Annotated in this window: 20 protein-coding genes; 11 read left to right on the top strand and 9 right to left on the bottom strand. The window is 72.1% G+C overall.

All coding sequences use genetic code 11. The features are described 5' to 3' along the window. Window positions 1-34: 34 nt before the first annotated feature. Complete coding sequence (locus ASE01_RS03165; RefSeq protein WP_056748517.1) at window positions 35-703, bottom strand: GTP cyclohydrolase II; 669 nt, start codon at window positions 701-703, stop codon at window positions 35-37. Between the two features lie 117 nt (window positions 704-820). Here ASE01_RS03165 and ASE01_RS03160 point away from each other — a divergent pair, with 117 nt between their 5' ends. Then, entirely contained in the window at window positions 821-2,188 is a 1,368-nt protein-coding gene (locus tag ASE01_RS03160) for a VWA domain-containing protein (protein WP_235535846.1), read from the top strand. On the opposite strand, the gene ASE01_RS03155 is transcribed toward ASE01_RS03160, so the two are convergent. Continuing rightward, complete coding sequence (locus ASE01_RS03155; protein ID WP_056748515.1) at window positions 2,178-3,350, bottom strand: MFS transporter; 1,173 nt, start codon at window positions 3,348-3,350, stop codon at window positions 2,178-2,180. The genes ASE01_RS03160 and ASE01_RS03155 overlap by 11 nt on opposite strands. 133 nt (window positions 3,351-3,483) lie before the next feature. Between ASE01_RS03155 and ASE01_RS03150 the strand changes: the two genes are divergently transcribed. Further along, window positions 3,484-5,130, top strand: coding sequence for a PP2C family protein-serine/threonine phosphatase (locus ASE01_RS03150; RefSeq protein WP_056748514.1), 1,647 nt, complete (start codon window positions 3,484-3,486; stop codon window positions 5,128-5,130). Window positions 5,131-5,140: 10 nt separating this feature from the next. Here ASE01_RS03150 and ASE01_RS03145 read toward each other — a convergent pair whose 3' ends face one another. Further along, window positions 5,141-5,770 carry a TetR/AcrR family transcriptional regulator gene (locus ASE01_RS03145; protein WP_200958732.1) on the bottom strand — a complete coding sequence of 210 codons (630 nt, stop codon included), beginning with the start codon at window positions 5,768-5,770 and terminating at the stop codon, window positions 5,141-5,143. Window positions 5,771-5,883: 113 nt separating this feature from the next. On the opposite strand from ASE01_RS03145, the gene ASE01_RS03140 reads away from it, so the two are divergent. The 6 genes from ASE01_RS03140 (at window position 5,884) to ASE01_RS03115 (ending at window position 11,792) form a co-directional block, all read left to right on the top strand. Then, on the top strand, window positions 5,884-7,077 hold the full coding sequence (locus ASE01_RS03140) for a thiolase family protein (protein WP_056748512.1): 1,194 nt from the start codon (window positions 5,884-5,886) through the stop codon (window positions 7,075-7,077). A 163-nt stretch (window positions 7,078-7,240) separates the two neighbouring features. Continuing rightward, window positions 7,241-8,005, top strand: a complete 765-nt coding sequence (locus ASE01_RS03135) for a 3-hydroxyacyl-CoA dehydrogenase (RefSeq protein WP_056748511.1) — start codon at window positions 7,241-7,243, stop codon at window positions 8,003-8,005. Next, window positions 8,002-9,210: an acyl-CoA dehydrogenase family protein gene (locus ASE01_RS03130; protein WP_200958731.1), complete on the top strand. Its 1,209-nt coding sequence runs from the start codon at window positions 8,002-8,004 to the stop codon at window positions 9,208-9,210. Before ASE01_RS03135 ends, ASE01_RS03130 begins: the two co-directional genes overlap by 4 nt. Continuing rightward, window positions 9,207-10,301, top strand: coding sequence for an LLM class F420-dependent oxidoreductase (locus ASE01_RS03125; protein WP_235535838.1), 1,095 nt, complete (start codon window positions 9,207-9,209; stop codon window positions 10,299-10,301). Before ASE01_RS03130 ends, ASE01_RS03125 begins: the two co-directional genes overlap by 4 nt. Before the next feature lie 42 nt (window positions 10,302-10,343). Further along, window positions 10,344-11,183, top strand: coding sequence for an SDR family NAD(P)-dependent oxidoreductase (locus ASE01_RS03120; protein ID WP_056748510.1), 840 nt, complete (start codon window positions 10,344-10,346; stop codon window positions 11,181-11,183). A 78-nt stretch (window positions 11,184-11,261) separates the two neighbouring features. Beyond that, window positions 11,262-11,792, top strand: coding sequence for a gamma carbonic anhydrase family protein (locus ASE01_RS03115; RefSeq protein WP_157537051.1), 531 nt, complete (start codon window positions 11,262-11,264; stop codon window positions 11,790-11,792). Between the two features lie 32 nt (window positions 11,793-11,824). Here the strand turns inward: ASE01_RS03115 and ASE01_RS03110 are convergent, their stop codons facing one another. From ASE01_RS03110 to ASE01_RS03095, 4 genes are all read right to left on the bottom strand, one after another. Next, window positions 11,825-12,814, bottom strand: coding sequence for a hypothetical protein (locus tag ASE01_RS03110; protein WP_056748610.1), 990 nt, complete (start codon window positions 12,812-12,814; stop codon window positions 11,825-11,827). Window positions 12,815-12,967: 153 nt separating this feature from the next. Further along, window positions 12,968-13,879, bottom strand: a complete 912-nt coding sequence (locus ASE01_RS03105) for an LLM class flavin-dependent oxidoreductase (RefSeq protein ID WP_200958730.1) — start codon at window positions 13,877-13,879, stop codon at window positions 12,968-12,970. Beyond that, window positions 13,876-14,604 carry an SDR family NAD(P)-dependent oxidoreductase gene (locus ASE01_RS03100; RefSeq protein WP_056748508.1) on the bottom strand — a complete coding sequence of 243 codons (729 nt, stop codon included), beginning with the start codon at window positions 14,602-14,604 and terminating at the stop codon, window positions 13,876-13,878. Before ASE01_RS03100 ends, ASE01_RS03105 begins: the two co-directional genes overlap by 4 nt. Before the next feature lie 88 nt (window positions 14,605-14,692). Continuing rightward, entirely contained in the window at window positions 14,693-15,748 is a 1,056-nt protein-coding gene (locus ASE01_RS03095; protein ID WP_056748608.1) for an enoyl-CoA hydratase/isomerase family protein, read from the bottom strand. 75 nt (window positions 15,749-15,823) lie between these two features. On the opposite strand from ASE01_RS03095, the gene ASE01_RS03090 reads away from it, so the two are divergent. Together ASE01_RS03090 and ASE01_RS03085 are read left to right on the top strand one after the other, a co-directional pair. Continuing rightward, window positions 15,824-16,255, top strand: coding sequence for a hypothetical protein (locus ASE01_RS03090; protein WP_056748507.1), 432 nt, complete (start codon window positions 15,824-15,826; stop codon window positions 16,253-16,255). 2 nt (window positions 16,256-16,257) lie between these two features. Next, on the top strand, window positions 16,258-16,575 hold the full coding sequence (locus ASE01_RS03085) for a hypothetical protein (RefSeq protein WP_056748506.1): 318 nt from the start codon (window positions 16,258-16,260) through the stop codon (window positions 16,573-16,575). A 179-nt stretch (window positions 16,576-16,754) separates the two neighbouring features. On the opposite strand, the gene ASE01_RS03080 is transcribed toward ASE01_RS03085, so the two are convergent. After that, window positions 16,755-19,583 (bottom strand): FAD-binding and (Fe-S)-binding domain-containing protein, encoded by a 2,829-nt coding sequence (locus ASE01_RS03080; protein WP_056748505.1) that lies wholly within the window; start codon window positions 19,581-19,583, stop codon window positions 16,755-16,757. Between the two features lie 42 nt (window positions 19,584-19,625). Here ASE01_RS03080 and ASE01_RS03075 point away from each other — a divergent pair, with 42 nt between their 5' ends. Further along, window positions 19,626-20,441 carry a crotonase/enoyl-CoA hydratase family protein gene (locus ASE01_RS03075; protein ID WP_056748504.1) on the top strand — a complete coding sequence of 272 codons (816 nt, stop codon included), beginning with the start codon at window positions 19,626-19,628 and terminating at the stop codon, window positions 20,439-20,441. Between the two features lie 12 nt (window positions 20,442-20,453). On the opposite strand, the gene ASE01_RS03070 is transcribed toward ASE01_RS03075, so the two are convergent. Next, window positions 20,454-20,756, bottom strand: coding sequence for a DUF4031 domain-containing protein (locus ASE01_RS03070; RefSeq protein ID WP_082605785.1), 303 nt, complete (start codon window positions 20,754-20,756; stop codon window positions 20,454-20,456). Window positions 20,757-20,832 lie beyond the last annotated feature (76 nt).

Here is a 20,832-nt window from a genome sequence, read left to right as displayed (position 1 = left end):
CGCTGAGCGGTCCGGGGTGCTCGTACGCATCAGGCTAGAGGCTCAACGTGTGCGAGGTGTGGTCCCGCTTCGCGGTCAGGTAGCGGGCGTTGGCGTCGGTGAGGTGGACGCCCGTGGGCACGCGCTCGGTGACCACGATGCCGAGGTCCTCGAGCTGGATCGCCTTGTCGGGATTGTTGCTCAGGAGCCGGATCCGGTCGGCTCCGACGGCGAGCAGCATCTGCGCGGCGGCCGTGTAGTCGCGCTCGTCCTCGCCGCGACCGAGCGCGGTGTTGGCCTCGTAGGTGTCGAGCCCGGCGTCCTGGAGCGCGTAGGCGTCGAGCTTGGCGTAGAGGCCGATCCCGCGGCCCTCCTGGCGTAGGTACAGCAGGAACCCGCCGGTCTCGGTGATCCGCTCGACGGCCTCGCGCAGCTGCGGTCCGCAGTCGCACCTCTCGGAGCCGAAGACGTCGCCGGTCAGGCACTCGCTGTGCGGCCGGACCAGGGGAGCGGTGCCGCCGAGGGCCGCACGGCGCAGTGCGCCCTGCCAGTCGCCCAGCCCGAGCAGGAGGTGCTCCCGGCCGTCGGCCAGGTCGGCGAAGGTGCTCACGGTCGCCGTGGTCGCGTAGCCGTCGGGGAAGCGCAACGGCACGCTCACGCTGGTCCGGACGGTCGCGGCGGGCAGCGTGGGGGTGGTGCCGTGGTGCAGCAGCTCGGCGGCCATCGGCCCTCCTGATTACTTGAAGTCTCAAACGTTGTCATCGGCTCCAAGATGCTTGAGTCTTCAAATATTCCGGCTGCCGCAGATTTCTGCCGTCCGTACGATGTCCGCGTGACGCAGATGCTGGCCCGGGGCGGCAATGTCGGAGTGACTCAGGCGGGCCTGCCCGCCACCGTGGTGGTGACGCTGACCTGGACCACCACGTCCGGGGCCGACGCCGACCTCTCCGCGTTCCTGTGTACGACGTCCGGTCGGGTCCGCTCCGACGAGGACTTCGTCTTCTACAACCAGCCGACGGGTGCGGGTGGTGCGGTGACCCACCTCGGCAAGTCGACGCGCGGCACCGGCACCGTCGACCAGGTCCGCATCGACATGGCGGCCCTCCCGGTCGACATCGACAAGGTCGTCATCGGCGCGTCCATCGACGCCGCCGCGACGACCTTCGGCGGACTGGGCGGTCTCGGGGTCGAGGTCGCCGCGGACCCGACCGCGCCGGCCGCGGTGCGCTGCGAGATCCCGGCCACGACCGAGACGGCGATGGTCTTCGCCGAGGTCTACCGCCGCGCCGGGGAGTGGAAGGTCCGCGCCGTCGGGCAGGGCTACACCGACGGTCTGGCCGGGCTGGCGGGCGACTTCGGGGTGCAGGTCGAGAGCGAGCCGGCCCCGGCTGCGTCCCCGCCGCCCCCGCCGCCCCCGCCTCCGCCGCCCCCTGCCCCCACTCCGAGCGTCAGCCTCGAGAAGAAGCGCGTCGTCGACCTCGAGAAGAAGCTGAGCGGCAGCGGTGACACGGCGATGCTCTCGCTGGTCAAGACCGCCGGTGTCTCGCTGGAGAAGAAGGGCCTCGGCGAGCACACCGCCCGCGTCGCGCTCGTGCTCGACATCTCCGGGTCCATGTCCTCGCGCTACTCCAAGGGCCTGGTCCAGAAGCTCGCGGAGCGGGTGCTGGCCCTGGGCCTGCGCTTCGACGACGACGGGGAGGTCGACGTCTTCCTCTTCGGGGAGAAGGTCCACCAGCCCGACGGGTTGTCCCTGGACGGCTACCAGCAGTACATCAAGAAGCTGGTCAAGGCCCACCCGCTCGAGTACAACACCAGGTACGGCGCCGCGATGGCCGCGATCCGCAAGCAGTACTTCGGCACGTCGGGTGAGCGTGGCGAGCCGGTTCCCGCAGCGACCCCGGTCTACGTCATGTTCATCACCGATGGCGCGCCCACCGACAAGGCCGTCGCCACCAAGCAGATCCGCTCGGCGTCGTACGAGCCGATCTTCTGGCAGTTCCTCGGGATCGGGTCGGACCGGTTCGAGTACCTCCAGCGCCTCGACGACCTCGACGGACGCTTCACCGACAACGCCGACTTCTTCGCCGTCACCGACGACGAGCTGATCGGCAAGCAGCCGATCAGCGACGACGCGCTGTTCGAACGGCTGATGACGGAGTACCCCGACTGGCTGCGCCGGGCCCGGAGCACCGGGATGCTCACGCCCTGACGGCAGCCGAGCGCAATTGCGCCGCTCGCAGGACGGCCGCAGCGACGGCGAGCCCGGAGAGCACCAGCAACGGCGTCAGCGTGCCGACCGGCCCGCGCAGTGCCTCGAGCAGCACCGGCAGGCCGAAGCCCAGGTAGGTGCAGACGTAGTAGATGCCGATCGTGATGCCGCGGTGCGCCGGCGGTGTCAGGTTCTCCACGTCCACCAGCCCCGAGCGCAGGCACAGGCCGTACGCCGACCCGAGCACCACCGCGACGACGACGAAGAGCGCGACGTCGGCCGAGGCGTCGACGACAGCAGCCAGGGAGAAGCCGACCGCCGCGAGCAGGGCGCCCGCGATGCCGGCCCGGGGACCCCACTCGGCCCGGCGCGCGATGACCTGGGCGGCCACGCCGGTGCCGAGCGCGAGCGCCGCGGCGACGCCCGGCAGCCACGGCCCGTTGTGCTCTCCGCCGACGCGGCCGGCGAGGACGATGAGCGGGACCGTCACGGTCGAGAAGACCCACAGGGCCATCGGCACGGAACGGGCCAGGGCCCGTCCCACGCTGCGTTGCTCGCCCGGCGTCGAGGTGGTCGCGGGAGCCCCGGCGGGCGCGGTGGCGCGCGTCGGCGGGGTCAGTCGTAGGGCCGCGAGGATCGCGCCCACGGACAGGGCGATCGTGATCAGGAAGGGCGCGGCCAGGTCCACCGAGGAGGGGACGACCTGCGCGACCAGGCCGGTGGCGAGCGGGCCGCAGGCGAACCCGGCGGTCAGCACGGTGCCTGCGATCGTCGTACCCCTGCGACCGCCGAGGTCGGCCGCCCAGGCCGTGCCGGCACTCATCGCGAGCCCGACGCCGACCCCCACGACCAGGCGGCCGGTGTAGATCCCGGCGGCCGGGTGCCAGCAGAGCATCAGGAGGTTGCCGGCCGCGGCGACCGTGCTGCCGACGAGGACGACGGGTCGGCGACCCACCCGGTCCGACAGCGCGCCGCCGCCGAGCAGGCCCGGCAGGAGGCCCAGCGCGTAGACGCCGAAGGCGCCCGCCAGCACCGTGGCCGAGAGCCCCTCGCGATAGCGGAGCACGGGGATGATCGCGGCGAAGTGGTTGGTCGCCCAGCCCGCCACGAAGAGCAGGAGCACGACGACGGGGAGGGCGCCGGTGCGGGTGGGGCGGGGCACTGTCGGAGACTACGCCGACGCTCGTGGCCGACGCTCGTGGCCGACCGGGGGCGCCGTCTGCGGGTTCGGCAGACGCGCGAGGGTGGTGGCGGTTACCTTGTCCGTTCGTCGTGTGGCTGAGGGGGAGCTGGCAGTGCTTCGGAGGGAACTCGCGCGCCGCGAGGCGGGCGTATCGCTGCGACGACCCCACCGCCTCCGTGAGCCGGTCACCATCATCTGCATCGCCGGTCTGCTCCTGACCGTCCTCGGTGCCTGGGCCGCCGAACGGGTGGACGACAGCACGGAGCGCCGACTGCTCGAGACGCAGAGCCGGCAGGCGGCGGGTGTGCTGACGTCGGCGGTGTTGGTGATCGAGCAGCCCCTGCGGGCTGCCCTCGCCGGCCAGGCCTCGGCGGGCCCGAACGGCGCCCCCACCGCGTTCCGACGCGGGATGACGAGCAGCGTCGGGGACGGGCTGGTCTTCGACACCGCGTCGTTGTGGCGCGACGACGGCGCGACCCTGGAGCGTCGCGTGACGATGGGCGCGCAGCCGGGCCTCGACCCTCGTGGACCGGAGGTCCAGGAGCTGCTCCGGCGGGCGTTGAGGAGCCCGACGTCGGTCGTGGAACGGATCGAGGTGGGTGACCGGACGCGCATCGTCTACGCGGTCGGCGACGACACCACCGGCTTCGTGGCCTACGGGGAGCGTCCGATCCCGAAGGACCGTCGGACGCCCTTCGACCGCGACTCCGCCTTCGAGCAGCTCCACTACGCGCTCTACGTGGGGGAGCGGACCACCCTCGCGAACCTCGCGGCCACCGACGTCGACCCCGCCGACCTCCCGATGGACGGCGACACCGCCCAGGTGCAGATCCCCTTCGGGGACACGGTCCTGACGCTGGTCACCCGGTCGAGGGAGCACCTCGGCGGAGCGCTCAGCAGGTGGCTGACGCTCATCGCGTCGGTGGGCGGCCTGCTGCTGACCCTGGCGAGCGCATTGGTCGCCCGCCAGCTCGTCGGCGCCCGGGTGCGAGCCGAGGACAGCGCCGACACGATCCGGGGGCTCTACCGCACGGTCGACGGGCTCTACGAGGAGCAACGCGAGCTCTCCCTCCGGCTGCAGCGAGCCCTCCTCCCCGCGGTCCTCCCGCGCCTCTCCAGGCTCGAGGTCGCCTCTGAGTACGTCGCCGCTGCGCAGGGCATCGAGATCGGTGGTGACTGGTACAGCCTGGTCGAGGTCGGCGAGCACCACTTCGGCTTCGTCGTCGGCGACGTCTCGGGCCACGGCATCGATGCGGTGGCGGTGATGGCGCGCGCCCGCTTCACCCTGCGTGCCTACCTCCTGGACGGCGACGGCCCGGCAGCGGCGCTGGAGAAGTGCTCCTCGCAGTTCGACATCACCGTCGACGACCACATGGCCACCGTCCTCGTCGGCGTCGGTGACCTGCGCACGGGCGAGGTGGTCCTCGCGAACGCCGGCCACCCGGCTCCCGTGATCAGCGGCCCCGGCAGCACCGAGCTGGTCGAGGTCGCCACTGGCCCGCCGCTCGGGCTGGGCCCGACGTCGTACGAGACCACGACGGTCGTGATCCCCGTCGGAGCCGCCCTCGTCGCCTACACCGACGGCCTCGTCGAGCGCCGTGAGGAGCACATCGACACCGGTACGGCCCGGCTCGTCACGGCCCTCCGGGAGCTCGAGGGCGAGCCGCTGGCCGACCTCGTGCCCCGGCTCCTCGCTGCCTGTGGCGAAGAGCGCGCGGACGACATCGCTGTCCTGGCGCTGCGCCGGATCAACCCGTGACGATCACGACCTACAGCAGGACGGCGTGCGCGATCCGCTTCAGCCGCTCGACGTGCCGACGGCTGGGTTCCTCGCGAGGGTCGAACGAGGTGGTCAATGCCATGCCGCGCAGGCTGGTGAAGATCACTTCGCGCAGGTCGTCGTAGCCCGACCTGGCGGTGATCTCGGGGCCGAAGAACCCGTCCATCGCGATCCGGATCGCCCGGGCGATCTCGCGCTCGCCGGGCAGCAGGGCATCGCGGATCTCGTCGTGGGTGCGCGCTGCCACCCACAGCTCGGTGGCGGCCCAGAAGTAGCCCTGGGTGAAGGTGAGTGCCATCCGATCGATGACGGCATCGATGCGCTCGCGCGCGTCCGAGGGCCACTCGTGGTCGTTGGGCAGCTCGCCGACGCGGGCCCGGGCCAGGTGTTGGGCGGCGGCGACGAGCAGGGCGTCGCGGGAGGGGAAGTGGTGCAGGAGGCGACCTCGTGAGACGCCCGCGCGCTCCTGGATCTGCACGGTGGAGGCACCGGCGTACCCGTGCTCGAGCATCACCTCGACGGCGGCGTCGAGGATGCGCCGCTGCACGTCGATGGTCCGGCTCTGCACGGCGCGCTTCGGCGTCGTGGCGTCGGCAGGGGCGACGGGCTGGTCGGTCACGGCGAGTTCCTCCTCACGTGGATCGCCGGATGACATCCGGGCGCGGACAGGCTACAGTCAGTTAACCAGTCAGGACTGACTGTTTAACAGTCCCGGCTCCTCGGAGGATCCAGATGCCCACTCCCGTCATCGTCGACGTCGTACGCCTCGCCTCCGGCAAGGGCAAGATGGGCGGTGCCCTCTCCGGCACCCACCCGACCTCGATGCTCGTGCACGTCCTGAAGTCCATCGTCGAGCGCAACGGCCTCGACCCCGCCCTCGTCGACGACGTGATCACCGGCTGCGTCATGCAGGCCGGCGAGCAGGCCCTCAACATCGGCCGCACCGCCGTGCTCGGCGCGGGCTTCCCCGAGTCAGTCCCCGCGACGACGATCGACCGCGCGTGCGGCTCCAGCCAGCAGGCCGTCCACTTCGCCGCGCAGGGCATCGCCGCCGGTGCCTACGACATCGTCATCGCGGCCGGCGTCGAGTCGATGAGCCGCGTCCCGATGGGCGTCACCACCATGGGCAAGGACACGTTCGGTCCCGAGCTGCACGCCCGCTACCCCGAGGGCCTGGTCAACCAGGGCGTCTCGGCCGAGCTGGTCGCCAACAAGTGGAAGCTCGACCGCGCCGCCCTCGACGGCTACGCGGCCGAGTCGCACCGCCGTGCCGCCGAGGCCATCGAGACCGGCTTCTTCGACAAGGAGATCGTCCCGATCACCGTGCAGACGCCCGATGGCGCGAGGATCGAGCACACGGTCGACGAGACCGTGCGGGCCAGCACCACCGCCGAGGGCCTGAGCGGCCTGCGTCCCGCCTTCCGCACCGACGAGTTCGCCGCGCGCTTCCCCGAGGTCGAGTGGCAGATCCACCCGGGCAACTCCTCGCCGTTCACCGACGGCGCGTCCGCCGCGCTGATCATGAGCGAGGAGATGGCCAGCAAGCTCGGGCTCACCCCCCGCGCCCGGTTCGTGTCGTACGCCGTCGTCGGCTCCGACCCGTTGCTGATGCTCACCGCACCGATCCCCGCCACCCAGAAGGCGCTCGCCAGGGCCGGTCTCGGCATCGACGACATCGACGCCTACGAGGTCAACGAGGCCTTCGCCTCCGTCCCGCTCGCCTGGGCCCACGACCTCGGCGCCGACCCTGCCAAGCTCAACCCCCGCGGTGGCGCGATCGCCCTGGGCCACGCCCTCGGCTCCTCCGGCACTCGCCTGCTCACCACCCTCGTCAACCAGCTCGAGGCCACTGGTGGTCGCTACGGCATCCAGACCATGTGCGAGGCACAGGGCATGGCCAACGCGACGATCATCGAACGCCTCTGACCTGACCCGTGGGTCGAGGAGGCCGCCCGCGGCCGTCTCGAGACCTCCGGGGCCGGTGCCACCAGGGTTCCTGCACCATGGCCCGGGGTCTCGAGACGGTCGCTGCGCGACCTCCTCGACCACCGGCCACCACCACCCATCACCACTGAAGGAACTCACCACCATGCAGATCAACAACACCGTCGCCCTCGTCACCGGCGGCGCCTCCGGCCTGGGCCGCGCCACCGTCGAGGCCCTTCTGGCCAAGGGCGGCAAGGCCGTCATCCTCGACCTCCCGGGGGGTCCCGGTGAGGTCGCCGCCAAGGAGCTGGGCGACGCCGTCCGCTTCGTGCCCGGCGACGTGCGCAGCGAGGACGACGTGCTTGCCGCGATCGCCGCTGCCGCCGAGCTCGGTGAGCTGCGCGTCGTGGTCAACTGTGCCGGCACCGGCGACGCGATCAAGACCGTCGGCCGCGACAACACGCCCTACCCGTACGAGAAGTTCCAGCGGATCATCGAGATCAACCTGCTGGGCACCTTCAACGTGATCCGCCTCGCCGCGGCCCACATCGCCGGCCTCGAGCTGGACGGCGAGGAGCGCGGCGTCATCATCAACACCGCCTCCGTTGCGGCCTTCGACGGCCAGATCGGCCAGGCGGCGTACTCCGCGTCCAAGGGTGGCGTGGTCGGCATGACCCTGCCGATCGCCCGTGACCTGTCGACGATCGGCATCCGCGTCGTCACCATCGCGCCCGGCCTCTTCGACACCCCGCTGCTCGCCTCGCTCCCCGAGGACGCCCGCAAGAGCCTCGGCCAGCAGGTCCCGCACCCGTCGCGGCTCGGCGACCCCAAGGAGTACGGCGCCCTGGCCGCCCACGTGGTCGAGAACCCGATGCTCAACGGCGAGACCATCCGCCTCGACGGCGCCATCCGGATGGCCCCGCGATGAGCCAGTCCGGGGGAAGGCAGCCGTCGCTCAACCTGCGCGGGGGTTTCTACACCGAGGACCACGAGGCCTACCGTGCCTCCGTCCGGGAGTTCGTGCGTCGCGAGGTCGAGCCGCACCACCTCGACTGGGAGGAGGAGCGCCTCGTTCCCCGCAGCGCGTGGCAGGCGGCCGGCCGCAACGGCATCATCGGCCTGGCCGTGCCCGAGGAGTTCGGCGGCGGCGGGGAGCCCGACTTCCGCTACCCGATGATCGTGGCCGAGGAGCTCGCGGCGATCGGCGCCTCGTCGTACTGCCTGGGTCTTCGCCTGCAGGACGACATCGTGCTGCCCTACCTGCTCGACCTGTGCACCGACGAGCAGAAGCAGCGCTGGCTGCCGGGTGCCGTCTCCGGTGACCTCGTGCTCGCGATCGCGATGACCGAGCCGGGCGCCGGGAGCGACCTGCAGGGCATTCGGGCGACCGCGGTGCGCGACGGCGACAGCTGGGTGCTGAACGGGCAGAAGACGTTCATCACCAACGGCATCAACGCCGACCTGGTGATCGTCTTCGCCAAGACCGACCCCGACGCCGGTTCGCGCGGCTACAGCCTGTTCGTGGTCGAGCGGGACGACCCGGGCTTCTCCCGCGGCCGCAAGCTCGACAAGGTCGGCCTCGCCGGCCAGGACACCGCGGAGCTGGTGTTCGAGGACGTGCGGGTCCGCCCGGAGAACGTGCTGGGCGAGATCGGCCAGGGCCTGATCTACCTCATGCAGCGGCTGCCCAAGGAGCGGCTCTCGCTGGCCGCCCAGGCGCTCGCGGGTGCCGAGGCAGCGCTCGCCTGGACCGAGGACTACGTCTTCGACCGCGAGGCGTTCGGCAAGCGGATCGGTGACCTCCAGGCCACCCGGTTCGAGCTGGCCGACATCGAGACCGAGGTCGAGATGACCCGCGCCTACATCCAGAACGCGGCGCTGGCGCTCAACGAGCACACGCTCACCACGGCGGAGGCCTCCAAGGCGAAGCTCTGGGCGACCGAGATGCAGGTCCGCGTGACCTCGCGCTGCCTGCAGCTCTTCGGGGGCTACGGCTTCATGAACGAGTACCCGATCGGCCGGGCCTACCGCGACTGCCGCGTGCAGACGATCTACGGCGGCACCAGCCAGATCATGAAGGAGATCATCGGCCGCGACATCGCCGGCCGCTACGCGAAGGACGCCACTCGATGAACGCCCCGACGACCGCCCCGATGAACGCCCCGACGAACGCACCGATCAAGCTCGGCATGGTCATCGACTACGCCGGCGGCTTCGACGAGACCGTCGAGCTGCTGCTCGCCTACGAGCAGGCGGGCCTCGAGCTCGCGGCCGTCCCCGAGGCGTACTCCTTCGACGGCGTCAGCCAGCTCGGCTACCTGGCGGCCAAGTCGGAGAAGCTCGAGCTGATGTCGGCGATCTTCCAGATCTACTCCCGCACCCCCTCCGCGCTCGCGATGACCGCGGCCGGTCTCGACTACGTCTCCGGCGGCCGGTTCACGCTGGGCCTGGGTGCCAGCGGCCCGCAGGTGGTCGAGGGCTTCCACGGCGTCAGGTACGACGCCCAACTGGGTCGCACGCGCGAGGTCGTCGACATCTGCCGCCAGGTCTGGCGCCGCGAGCCGGTCAACCACCGGGGCAAGCACTACACGGTGCCGTTGACCAAGGAGGACGGTGGCTCGGGCCTGGGCAAGCCGTTGAAGATCATCAACCACCCGGTCCGCAACGAGATCCCGATCTCGATCGCCGCGCTCGGGGAGAAGAACGTCGCACTCGTGGCGGAGATCTCCCAGGGCTGGCAGCCGCTGTTCTTCCACCCGTTGAAGGCGCAGCAGGCCTGGGGCGACGCGCTCGCCGCCGGCTTCGAGAAGCGTGACCCTGCGCTCGGCGAGCTGGACATCCAGCTGCAGCTCAACTTCCACGTCGGCGAGCCGCCGGCGGAGGTCGTGCAGAAGGTCCGCGACCAGCTGGCCCTCTACATCGGTGGCATGGGCGCGCGGGACAAGAACTTCTACAACCAGCTCGCCTGCCGTTACGGCTACGAGACCGAGGCCAAGGAGATCCAGGACCTCTACCTCGCCGGCCAGAAGGCCGAGGCGGCGACCGCCGTACCCACCGAGCTCGTCGAGGCCGTCACCCTGATGGGTGACGAGGCGTCGATCGCTCGCCAGGTCGAGGAGTTCCGTGCCGCCGGCGTGCGCACCTTCCTGCTCAACCCGATGGCCGTGGACCCGGCCGACCGGGTCGAGCACGTCCGCACCCTCGCGCGGATCACCGCCGTCTGAGCGGGCCTGCCCCCGGAGTGGAACAAGTTCTACTCTGGGGGCATGAACGCTCCCGTCCGTCGTGCCGTCGTGACCGGCGCCAGCCCCGGCTCGATCGGCCGGGCCGTCGCCGATGTCCTGGACGCCCGCGGCTGGGACATCGTCGTCACCACCCGCCGCGACCCGGTGCAGGACCACTCCTGGCACCCGCTCGACCTGGCCGACCGGACCTCCGTCGCCCGCTTCGCCGAGTGGTACGGCGACCGGGCGGACCGGCTCGACCTGCTGGTCAACAGCGCCGGGATCCACCTCGACCTCGGCTCGCGCTGGACCAGCCCGCAGCTGCTCGACGGGCACGAGGTCCACTGGCGCACGAACTACCTCGGCACCGTCGACCTGACCACCGCCCTGCTGCCCGCCCTGCTCGTCGCCGCCGACGCGACCGGTGACGCCCGGGTGCTGCACGTCGTGTCCAAGCTGCACGAGCGCGGCACGGTCGACGCGATGCTCGGCCGCCCGGTCGACTACGACTCCTGGGCGGCGTACGGCACCTCCAAGCTCGCCCTGGTGCACCACGCCGCGTCGCTGGACCAGCTCCACTCCGAGCGCGGCCTGCGCGCCTTCTCCGCCCATCCCGGCGCGGTGTCCACGGGCATCGCCGACCGCGGGCTGGAGACCCGACCGGTGCTCCGGCGGCTGCGGCGCATCGCGCAACCCCTGGAACGTCGGATGCTGATGTCGCCCGCGGAGTCGGCCGACCACCTGGTGCGGCTGGCGACCGATCCCGACACCGCCGCGGGCTACCACCACAAGAGCCGGCCCACGCCGCCCGCGCCCGCAGCGCGCGACCGGGATGCCCGCGCACGGCTGGCCGAGGCGACCGCCGACTGGCTCGCCGGGTGACCCGCGAAGTGCGTGGTCCTCTCCGCCGAAGTGCGCGGGTTTCTCCACCGAGGTGCGCCCGCCGCTAGCGTGACGCCCGTGTTTGCCTACGAGTTCGAGGGTCGCGCGCCCCAGGTCCACCCCGAGGCGTTCGTCGCCCCCACCGCCACCCTGATCGGCGACGTGAGGATCGAGAAGGGCGCGAGCGTCTGGTACGGCGCCGTCCTGCGTGCCGACATCTGCACGATCATCGTCCGCGAGGGTGCCAACGTGCAGGACAACTCGGTCGTCCACGGCGCCCCTGACGTCGTCGTCGAGCTCGGCGCGAACTCCACCGTCGCCCACGCCTGCGTCTTCCACGGCGACACCCTCGGCGCCAAGGCGCTGCTCGGCAACGACAGCACCGTCCTCGACGGCGCCACCATCGGAGCGGGCACGCTGGTCGCCGCCGGCTCCCTGGTCACCCCCGGCACGGCCATCCCGGCCGGCGTCCTCGCCGCTGGCAGCCCCGCCGAGGTCAAGCGCCCGATCGAGGGCACCGGCGCGGCGTTCTGGATCGAGACCAATGCGCCGTACTACGCGGAGCTGGCGCGCCGGCACGCCGCCGGGATCCGGCCGATCGACGCCTGAGCCCTGCGCAGCGGACATCGACAGGGGTCCGGTCACGCAGGTCGATCGAATCCCTGTCGATCAGTGGCACTGCAGGACGGGCAGGGCGTCGTACGCCCGTGCCATCCGCGCAGCTGGAGGACCCGTCCCACCTTGGCCGCGGTCGAGCACGGTCGGTCGAAGACCTGTCCGTAGCCGAGCCGCAGGGTGTCGGCGCCGTCCAGCGCGGCGTCGAGATCACGCTCCAGGTCGCGGTCCCGGTCCTGGGTCGAGTCGTGTCCCAGCCGGCCGTCGAGCTCCACGATCTGGCGCCAGTGGCCGCCCGGCCCGGAGTAGACCACGTCGCGATACATACGTCGGCCGCCGCCGTCGCGTGCCTCGACCTGGCGCAGGCCGCGCGGGAGTCCGTGGGAGCGTTCGACCCGGGTCAGGTACCCGTGCTCGAGGACGGAGCAGGTGCCGGACTCGACGTCGGCGAGCACCGCTGACAGGAGCGCGCGTCGGGAGAGGCGGGCCCGCTGGCCGACCCGCTCCAGGAGACGGGCCGCCGTCGTACGACGTCCGCCGCATGCGTCAGCGAGGATGCCGATCGCAGCGACCTCATCGGTGGCCCGGTCCGCGAGGTCCAGGATCGCGTCGTCGTACCTCTGGCGTGGAGGACTCAGGCCGAGCTGGACGGACTCGTCGAACGAGCGGGACTCGCGCGCCCGCACCCCGGCGAGCGCGGGCGGTCGCCGACCTTGGTGCACCACGACCTCGATGTCGTCGCTCCCGGGTGGTCGACGGCGCCCGGGCCCCTCGTGTGCGCGGAGCGCCGACCATCCGGCGAGGGCTGCCGGCCAGCAGGCGAGGACGGCGGCCCACGCCCGCTGCCGCCACGTGAGCGGCCCGGTGTGGTCGACGTAGACGCCGGGATGGACGGCGACCCACTCCCTGCGCCTCAGCTTGCGCGCGACGAGTGCCGCCGTACCACCGCAGGCGAGCACCTGCCGGCGTGCGATCACACCGTCCTGGTGTCGGAGCAGGTCGTCGATCGTGTCCATGACGGTGTTGTCACCGTCCGGAGACACCGCCACACCTGCCGGTCGCTGGCCTGTGGACAACCAGGAGTACGCGGATCGACAGGGATCCGGTCACGCAGGTCGATCGATTCCCTGTCGATCTGCCTGACCAGGCCAGCAGATCAGGCCAGCAGATCAGGCCAGCAGCTCCGCCACCAGCTCGACCTGGCGCGGGTCCTCGCTCGTCGGGATCAGCTGGACCTCGTCGGCGCCGATTGCGGCGAAGCGCGCGAGCAGGTCCCGCAGCTCGGCGAGCGTCCCGGCGAACCCGGCGGTCGGGGCGAGGGCGTCGACGAAGGACTCCGGGATCCAGTTCATGTAGTGGCGCAGGTGCTGGTGCACCTGGGCGCGGGGGTCCTCGGAGGTCTCGGTGAGCGCGAACCAGAAGGACGTCGTCAGCCGCGGCGCCTCCCGACCGCCCTCGGCCCAGGCCTCACGCGCGACGTCGAAGAGTGCGGCCGTGCCGGCCACGTCGGCGTCCAGGGTCATCCCGGCGAGACCGTCCGCCCAGCGGGCCGCGTGCCGCACGGTCTTGTGGCCGAGGGTGCCGACGAGGAGCTCGGGTCCCGGGGCGCGGTGGGGCGGCGGACCGACCGGGCGGGTGGCGCCGGTGAGGTTCTCGCCGGCCCAGACCCGACGCAGTACGCCGGCCCGTTCGGCCATGTCGGCCATCGTCCGGGTCGCGTGATCGGCGCCGACGGCCTCGTAGTCCTCCTCGCGCCCGCCGACGCCGAGGCCGACCGAGAGCCGGCCGCCCGACAGCCGGTCGCCGGTGGCGAGGGCCTTGGCCAGCATCACCGGGTCGTGCAGCTGGGGCACGATCACCGTGGTGACGACGCGCACCCGCCGGGTCCACGCGGCCACCGCGCCGAGGAGGGTGAGGGCATCGGGGTTGTCGAAGGCGATCCGCTCACCGAAGGCCAGGGAGGAGTACGGCGCCGCGTCGATCAGCTCGGCCCATTCCTGCAGGCGTTCGGGCCCGATGTGCGGCTCCATCACGGGCAGCGTCATGCCGACGCCCATCCCGTCGACCCCGGCGGTGCTCACCAGACCACACCGCGGTCGACGACCAGGTTTGCGCCGGTGACCGACCGGGCGACGTCGGAGGCGAGGTAGAGCAGGGCCTCGGCGACGTCCTCGGGCGGCATGAAGCCGGGGATGACGGACTGGCTCTTGGCGATCAGGTCCCAGTTGACGTCGGCGGGGAGGCCCGCTGCGGCGGCCTCGATCATCGGCGTCTCGATGCCGCCGGGGGACACGCAGTTGACGCGTACGCCGAGGGTGCCGAGCTCGACGGCCAGCGAGCGCATCCCCAGCAGCAGTGCGGCCTTCGAGGCGCAGTACTGCGCGTTGTAGGGCTGGCCCATCACGGCCGAGATCGACGCGACCGAGACGACATTGCCCTTGCTGGCGACGAGCGCCTCGGAGAAGGACTGGGCCAGCATCAGCGGTGCCAGCGCGTTGACGTCGAAGTGCCGACGCAGGCCCGCGGGCGTCAGCTTGCCGAGCTCGGCGAACTGCTGGATCCCGGCGACGTTGCAGAGCACGTCGAGGCCCCCGAGCTCGGCCAGCGCCGTGGCGACGAAGGCGTCGCGGGCCGCGTCGTCGGAGAGGTCGCACGCCACGACCCGCTCGGCCTCGGCCACGTCGGTTCCGACGACCCGGGCTCCCTCGGCACGGAACAGGTCGGCGACGACCCTGCCGACGCCACCGGCGGCTCCGGTCACGACGACACGACGGTCGGTGAAGCGCTGGGCGCGCGCAACGGTCACGGGTTCCTCCTGGAGCGGGTCGCGGCGAGGCTCGCCACGGTCAGGGGGACAGCGTAGAACGTGTTCTAGTTTCTGTCGCCTGTGTCGCTCAAACGCGGGCGGAGAGTCCCAGCTCGCGCGCCCCGAGCGGTGCAAAGTACGCCGCCACCGCGTCCGCGCCGACCTCCGCCAGCCGGGCCGGAGCCCACTGCGGGTTGCGGTCCTTGTCGACCACCTGCGCCCGCACGCCCTCGACGAAGTCGTGCGAGGTGTGGAAGCGCAGGGCGAGGCGGTACTCCAGGTCCAGTGCCGGCGCCAGGGTCGTCATCGCCCCCGCCTCACGCAGCGCACGCAGGGTGACGTGGATCGAGGTGGGGGACTTGGCCTCGATCGCCGTGGCGGCCCGATCGGCCTCCTCGTGGCCGAGCGCCCGCAGCCGCTCCACGATCGCGACGGGGTCGCTGCCGGCGTACGCCGGGTCCAGCCAGGACCGCGCCTCGGCGAGTGGGGACGGTGGTGGTGCCAGCTCGGTCTCGGCGAGGACCTCGTCGGCATCGCCGTCGGCCAGGTCGGCGAGCAGGCCGGCGATCCGGTCGGTGGGGACGTAGTGGTCGGCGAAGCCGGTGGCGATCGCGTCGCCGGGACCGATCGAGCCGGCGGTCAGCGCCAGGTGGGTGCCCGTCTCGCCGGGAGCGTGGGAGAGCAGGAAGGTCCCGCCGACATCCGGCAGGAAACCGATCCCCGTCTCCGGCATGCCGATCTTCGAGCGCTCGGTGACGACGCGCTGGCCGGCGTGCGCCGACAGGCCGATGCCACCGCCGAGGACGATCCCGTCCATGATCGCGACGTAGGGCTTGGGGTAGGTGGCGATGAGGGCGTTGAGCTGGTACTCGTCGGCCCAGAAGGACGCGTTCTCCGAGCCACCGGCCTTCGCGTCGCGCCACATCGCGACGATGTCGCCGCCCGCGCAGAGCCCGCGCTCGCCCGCCCCGGTCAGGACGACGGTGCGGACCGAGTCATCGCCCGCCCACTCGGTCAGCGCCGTGGTGATCAGGCCGACCATCTCGTGGGTGAGCGCGTTGATCGCGCGGGGGCGGTTGAGGACGACATGCGCAGCGTGGCCCTCTCGCCGCAACAGGACCGGGGCCTCGGCGGTGCTCGTCATGACCACCATTGTCCTCGTGCGTCCCGCCCCGGCTGGCCGTGCCCCTCGGTGGGCGCCGGATGAGAGCCTGTCCCCGTGCGCATCCGTACGTCGGTCCCCGCCCTGCTGCTGGCAGTCGTGGTCGGCACCGCGGGCTGCGGCGACACGTCCGCCGAGCCCCCGCCGGACAGCGGTACGACGGCGACAGCGGGCGAGCGCACCGGGACCACCGACGCCCCACGCCGGAGGTTCTTCCACGAGAACAAGCCCTACCGGCTGCAGAACTCCGTGCGTGGGCTGCGCCGGGCGGTCGAGCTCGACCTCGAGTGGATCGACATCGACTCCAACTACTGCCGCGAGGTCGAGGGCGGGGCACTCGTCGCGCTGGCGACCCACTGGGCGCGGATCCGGGGTGACCACTTCCGCGACCCGTCCGGGAGTGTCCCCGAGGACGCCCGGTGGTCGGACCTCACGCTGGCGCAGGTACGCCGGCTCCGGAGCGACGACGCCGATCCCACCGCGTCCTGACGATGGTCGAGATCGTGCGCGCCGCCGCCCGCATCGGCCTGACGGGGATCGAGTGGGAGGTCAAGGGCGGCGCCGGTTTCGAGAAGCCTGCCGTCTACCGCGAGGTGCTGGCCGTGGCCGAGGAGGTCGGGCTCGAGATCGTCGTCAAGACCCTGCGCAACGTCGGCGGCGAGGCCGCTGCGCTCCGACGGCTGGCCGCTGCGAAGCGCGCCGGGGCGACCACCATGCTGCTCAACCACGGGAACGGGCCGGTGCGCATCGACGCCGACCGGTCGTCGTACGTCGACCAGGTGCGCGGGGAGTGGGTCCGGGCAGCCTGAGGGTGGGGTGGGTGCTGGGTCGGTCGTCGCGGCGGCTTCATCACGGGATGTAGGCGAAGGGGGCCGGGGTGGTCCGCTTCATCACGGGATGTTGTCGAGCAGTCGGTTCTGTAGCGGAACTCCGCTACAGATGTTCCGATCCACCTACATCCCGTGATGAAGCCCCCGCCCCGACGGACTCAGCCCCCCGACCCCGCCAACAGCTCGGCGAGGTGCAGCGGCTTCGCGTCCGGTGCGAGCTCGTCGAGCTGGGTGCGGCAGGAGAACCCGTCGGCGAGCACGACCCGTCGACCGTCTCCGGCAGGCCGTCGTACGGCGGGCAGGAGGTTCTGCTCCGCCACGGCGAGCGAGACCTCGTAGTGGCCCTGCTCGACGCCGAAGTTGCCCGCCATGCCGCAGCAGCCGGCGACGGCCTCGACCCGGGCGCCGGCCCGCTCCAGCAGGGACTTGTCGGTCTCCCAGCCCATCACCGCGTGGTGGTGGCAGTGCGGCTGCGCGACGATCGAGATGTCGCTGAGGTCGGGCGGCGTCCAGTCCGGCGTCGCCGCGAGCAGCTCGGCCAGGGTGCGGGTCGCCGCGGCGACGGCACGGGCCTCGTCGGTCGGCACCAGCTCGGTGAGCTCGTGGCGCAGGACCGCCGTGCAGGACGGCTCGATGCCGATGATCGGGAGGCCGGCCAGGGCGTCTGAGGACAGGGCGTCGACCATCGAGCGCAACCGCCGGGCCGCGCCGTCCAGCTGACCGGTGCTGATCCACGGCAGTCCGCAGCACTCCTGGTGGCGGGTGATCTTCGGGTCGAAACCGGCCTCGCGCAGCACGGCGACGGCGGCGTCCGCGACCTGGGGCGCGAAGTGGTTGGTGAAGGAGTCGACGAACAGCACCACGGGCGTCCCGGTCGCGGCGACCTCGCCGGCCCTGCGGAAGGAACGACGGAAGGTGCGCCGTGCGAAGGCAGGCATCTGTCGGCGGGTGTCCACGCCGGCGACCTTGAGGGCCACCTTGCGCAGCGGCGTGAGGCCCATCGAGGAGTTGGCCAGGCGGGGCATCGCCGAGCCCGCCTTGGCCCAGCGGGGCAGCCAGCCGACGGAGTAGTGGGTGCGCGGCCGGATCTTGCGCTTGTAGGTCTGGTGCAGCACCTCGGCCTTGTAGCTCGCCATGTCGGTGCCGGTCGGGCAGTCCGAGGCACAGCCCTTGCAGGACAGGCAGAGGTCGAGGGCGTCGTGCACCTCGGGGGATCCCCACGAGATGTCGCTGTCGCCGTTGACGATCTCCTGCAACAGGCGGGCACGTCCGCGCGTCGAGTGGATCTCCTCGCGGGTGGCCTGGAAGGACGGGCACATCACGCCGCCCGAGCCGCTGTTGTCGGCCCGGCACTTGCCGACGCCGGTGCAGCGGTGCACGGCCTGGCCGAAGTCCCCGCCGTCGCTGGCGTAGGCCATCGCCAGGCCCTTGGTGAGGCGCGAGGTCGATCCGTAGCGCAGGTCGGCCGTCATCGGCGCGGGGTCGACGAGGATGCCCGGGTTGAGCAGGCCCTCGGGGTCGAACGCGTGCTTGACGGCGGCCATCAGCTCGAGCGCGCGCGGGGAGTACATCCGCGGCAGCATCTCGCTGCGGGCCCGCCCGTCGCCGTGCTCGCCGGACAGCGAGCCGCCCAGCGAGGCGACCAGGTCGGAGGCCTCCTCGATGAAGGCGCGGTAGCGGTCGGGACCGTCCGGTGCGTCGAAGGCGAAGTCCAGCCGGACGTGCACGCAGCCCTCACCGAAGTGGCCGAAGGGCATCGCGGTCAGGCCGTGGCGCTCCAGCAGGACGTCGAAGGCGGTGAGGTAGGTGCCGAGCTTCTCCGGCGGGACCGCCGCGTCCTCCCAGCCGGCCCAGGCAGGGCGGCCGGAGGGTGCGCGGCCCGCGAGGCCGGCGCCGTCGGCGCGGATCCGCCAGAGCCGGTCGGCCGCGACGGAGTCCTCGACCAGACGGGCCGAGACGCCGAGCCCGGCGTCGACCAGGCGTACGGCCCGGGCGCGCACCTCGTCGGCGTCCTCGCCGGCGATCTCGACGAACATCCAGGCATTGCCCTCCGGCAGGGGAGGTACGGCGTCAGGGCCGCGGCGCTCGGTGATCACCTCGATCAGGCGGCGGTCGATGCCCTCGCAGGCGGACGGCTCGAAGGTGAGGACCTGGGGCGTCGCGTGTCCGGCGGTCGGGAAGTCGTCGAAGCCGAGGACCACCATCAGCTTGGCCGCGGGCGTGCGGACGAGCCGGACCGTGGCCTCGGTGAGAACGGCCAGGGTGCCCTCGGAGCCGACGAGCGCGCGGGTCAGGTCGAAGCCGCGCTCGGGCAGCAGGTGGTCCAGTGCGATGCCGGAGACGTGTCGGCCGAAGGTGCCGAACTCGGTGCGCGCCGTCGCGAGATCGCCGGCGATCAGCTCGCGGACCCGGTCCAGCACGCCGGAGGAGTCGGCGGCCTCGGGGGCGCCGGCTGCCGAGCGGGTGGTGACGATCTCGCTGCCGTCGGCGAGCAGCGCGCGCAGGCCGACCACGTTGTGGGAGGTGCGGCCGTAGGCCAGCGACCGGGCGCCGCACGCGTCGTTGCCGATCATCCCGCCGATGGTGCAGCGGGTGCTGGTCGAGGGGTCCGGGCCGAACCGCAGGCCGTACGCCGCCGCGGCGGTCTGGAGGACCGACTGGACCACGCCCGGCTGCACCGTCGCCGTACCCGCGTCGGGGTCGATGGAGAGGACCTGGTTCATGTGGCGGCTGAAGTCGATGACGATGCCCGGACCGATCGCGTTGCCTGCGACGGAGGTCCCCGCACCGCGGGCGGTCACGGGCAGTCCGAGCGCACGGGCAGCGGCCAGCGTCGCGCGCACGTCGTCGGCGTCGTGGGGGAAGACGACCGCAGCGGGCGGGACGCGGTAGAGCGAGGCGTCGGAGGAGTAGGCACCCAGGACCGCGCCGTCATCGCTGACGTCGGACGCCCCGTAGCGCCGGACCTCATGAGCGATTCCGGTCACGGGAGCAAATCTATCGGCACGCCGTTCCTCTACTCTCGCCGCATGACAGAGAAGCGGTTCACCGTCACCCACGACGGACACGTCGCCACCGTCGAGCTGGCCGGTTCCGGCGGCAAGGCCGTCATGGACGAGGCCTTCTTCGTCGAGCTCGAGGAGACCTTCACCTCGCTCGATGCCGACCCCGAGGTGCGTGCGATCGTCGTGACGGGTTCCGGTGCCCACTTCTCCTTCGGCCTCGACCTGCAGGAGGCCGCCCGGACCTTCGTGCCCCTGCGGACGGCGACCGACGCCGGCGGGCGTCAGCACCTCCTCGCGCTGATCCGGCGCTGGCAGGGCGCTCTGGACGCCGTCGCCAACACGCGTACGCCGACGGTGGCCGCCGTCACCGGCTGGTGCATCGGTGGCGGGGTGGACCTCGCGGTCGCCTGTGACGTGCGCGTCGCCTCCGCCGATGCCGTCTTCAGCGTCCGCGAGGCCAAGGTCGGCATCGTGGCCGACCTCGGCAGCCTCCAGCGCCTCGTCGGTGTGATCGGTGACGGCCACCTGCGCGAGCTCGCCCTCACCGGTGACGACATCGACGCCGAGCGGGCAGCCGCCATCGGCCTGGTCAACCACGTCCACCCGGACGCGGCTGCCGCCCGGACTGCCGCGCGGGAGCTGGCGGGCCGGATCGCCGCCAACTCTCCGCTGGTGCTGCACGGCATCAAGGACGTCCTCGACGTCGAGCGCGGACCCCGCGTCGAGGCCGGTCTGCGCTACACCGCCGTGTGGAACGCCGCGTTCCTGCTGAGCAACGACCTCGACGAGGCGATGTCGTCCTTCGCCGAGAAGCGTCCGCCGGAGTTCACCGGCCGCTGAGCGCCTCGTACCTCAACCTCCGGCAGGGTTCGCCGCTCGCTTCGCACGGGTCAGTGCGGCGACGGCGCGCCCGTAGGTGATCGGCGTCGCGCCGAGCTCGAGCGCCCGCTGCCGCATGGGCTCGCGCAGGTCGAAGTGCTCGGTGGCGGTGCCCTCGTTCTGGATCCACCGGGCCTCCATGCCGAGACGTTCGGCGAAGGCGACCAGCTCGCGCTGACCGGCCTCGCCGGGCAGGTCGGAGAGCAGGTGGGACCACACGCCCTCGACCGGGCCGACCCGGGCGGAGAGCTGCATGTCGTCGACGTAGATCGTCACGTCACCAGCATCGCGCACCGGACGCAGCAACCGCCGGTGCCCCACTCCGGGGGACCGGCGGTCGCTGCTCTCCGCG

The organism is Nocardioides sp. Root190 (assembly GCF_001428565.1).
Classification (GTDB): domain Bacteria; phylum Actinomycetota; class Actinomycetes; order Propionibacteriales; family Nocardioidaceae; genus Nocardioides.
This window is presented reverse-complemented; position numbering and strand designations above follow the sequence as displayed.

Coding starts and splice junctions, on each gene's coding strand:
- ASE01_RS03085 (WP_056748506.1), top strand. CDS start 16,258: ATGGTCGAGATCGTGCGCGCCGCCGCCCGCATCGGCCTGACGGGGATC.
- ASE01_RS03120 (WP_056748510.1), top strand. CDS start 10,344: ATGAACGCTCCCGTCCGTCGTGCCGTCGTGACCGGCGCCAGCCCCGGC.
- ASE01_RS03130 (WP_200958731.1), top strand. CDS start 8,002: ATGAGCCAGTCCGGGGGAAGGCAGCCGTCGCTCAACCTGCGCGGGGGT.
- ASE01_RS03160 (WP_235535846.1), top strand. CDS start 821: ATGCTGGCCCGGGGCGGCAATGTCGGAGTGACTCAGGCGGGCCTGCCC.
- ASE01_RS03135 (WP_056748511.1), top strand. CDS start 7,241: ATGCAGATCAACAACACCGTCGCCCTCGTCACCGGCGGCGCCTCCGGC.
- ASE01_RS03110 (WP_056748610.1), bottom strand. CDS start 12,814: ATGGACACGATCGACGACCTGCTCCGACACCAGGACGGTGTGATCGCA.
- ASE01_RS03165 (WP_056748517.1), bottom strand. CDS start 703: ATGGCCGCCGAGCTGCTGCACCACGGCACCACCCCCACGCTGCCCGCC.
- ASE01_RS03095 (WP_056748608.1), bottom strand. CDS start 15,748: ATGACGAGCACCGCCGAGGCCCCGGTCCTGTTGCGGCGAGAGGGCCAC.
- ASE01_RS03125 (WP_235535838.1), top strand. CDS start 9,207: ATGAACGCCCCGACGACCGCCCCGATGAACGCCCCGACGAACGCACCG.
- ASE01_RS03075 (WP_056748504.1), top strand. CDS start 19,626: ATGACAGAGAAGCGGTTCACCGTCACCCACGACGGACACGTCGCCACC.
- ASE01_RS03140 (WP_056748512.1), top strand. CDS start 5,884: ATGCCCACTCCCGTCATCGTCGACGTCGTACGCCTCGCCTCCGGCAAG.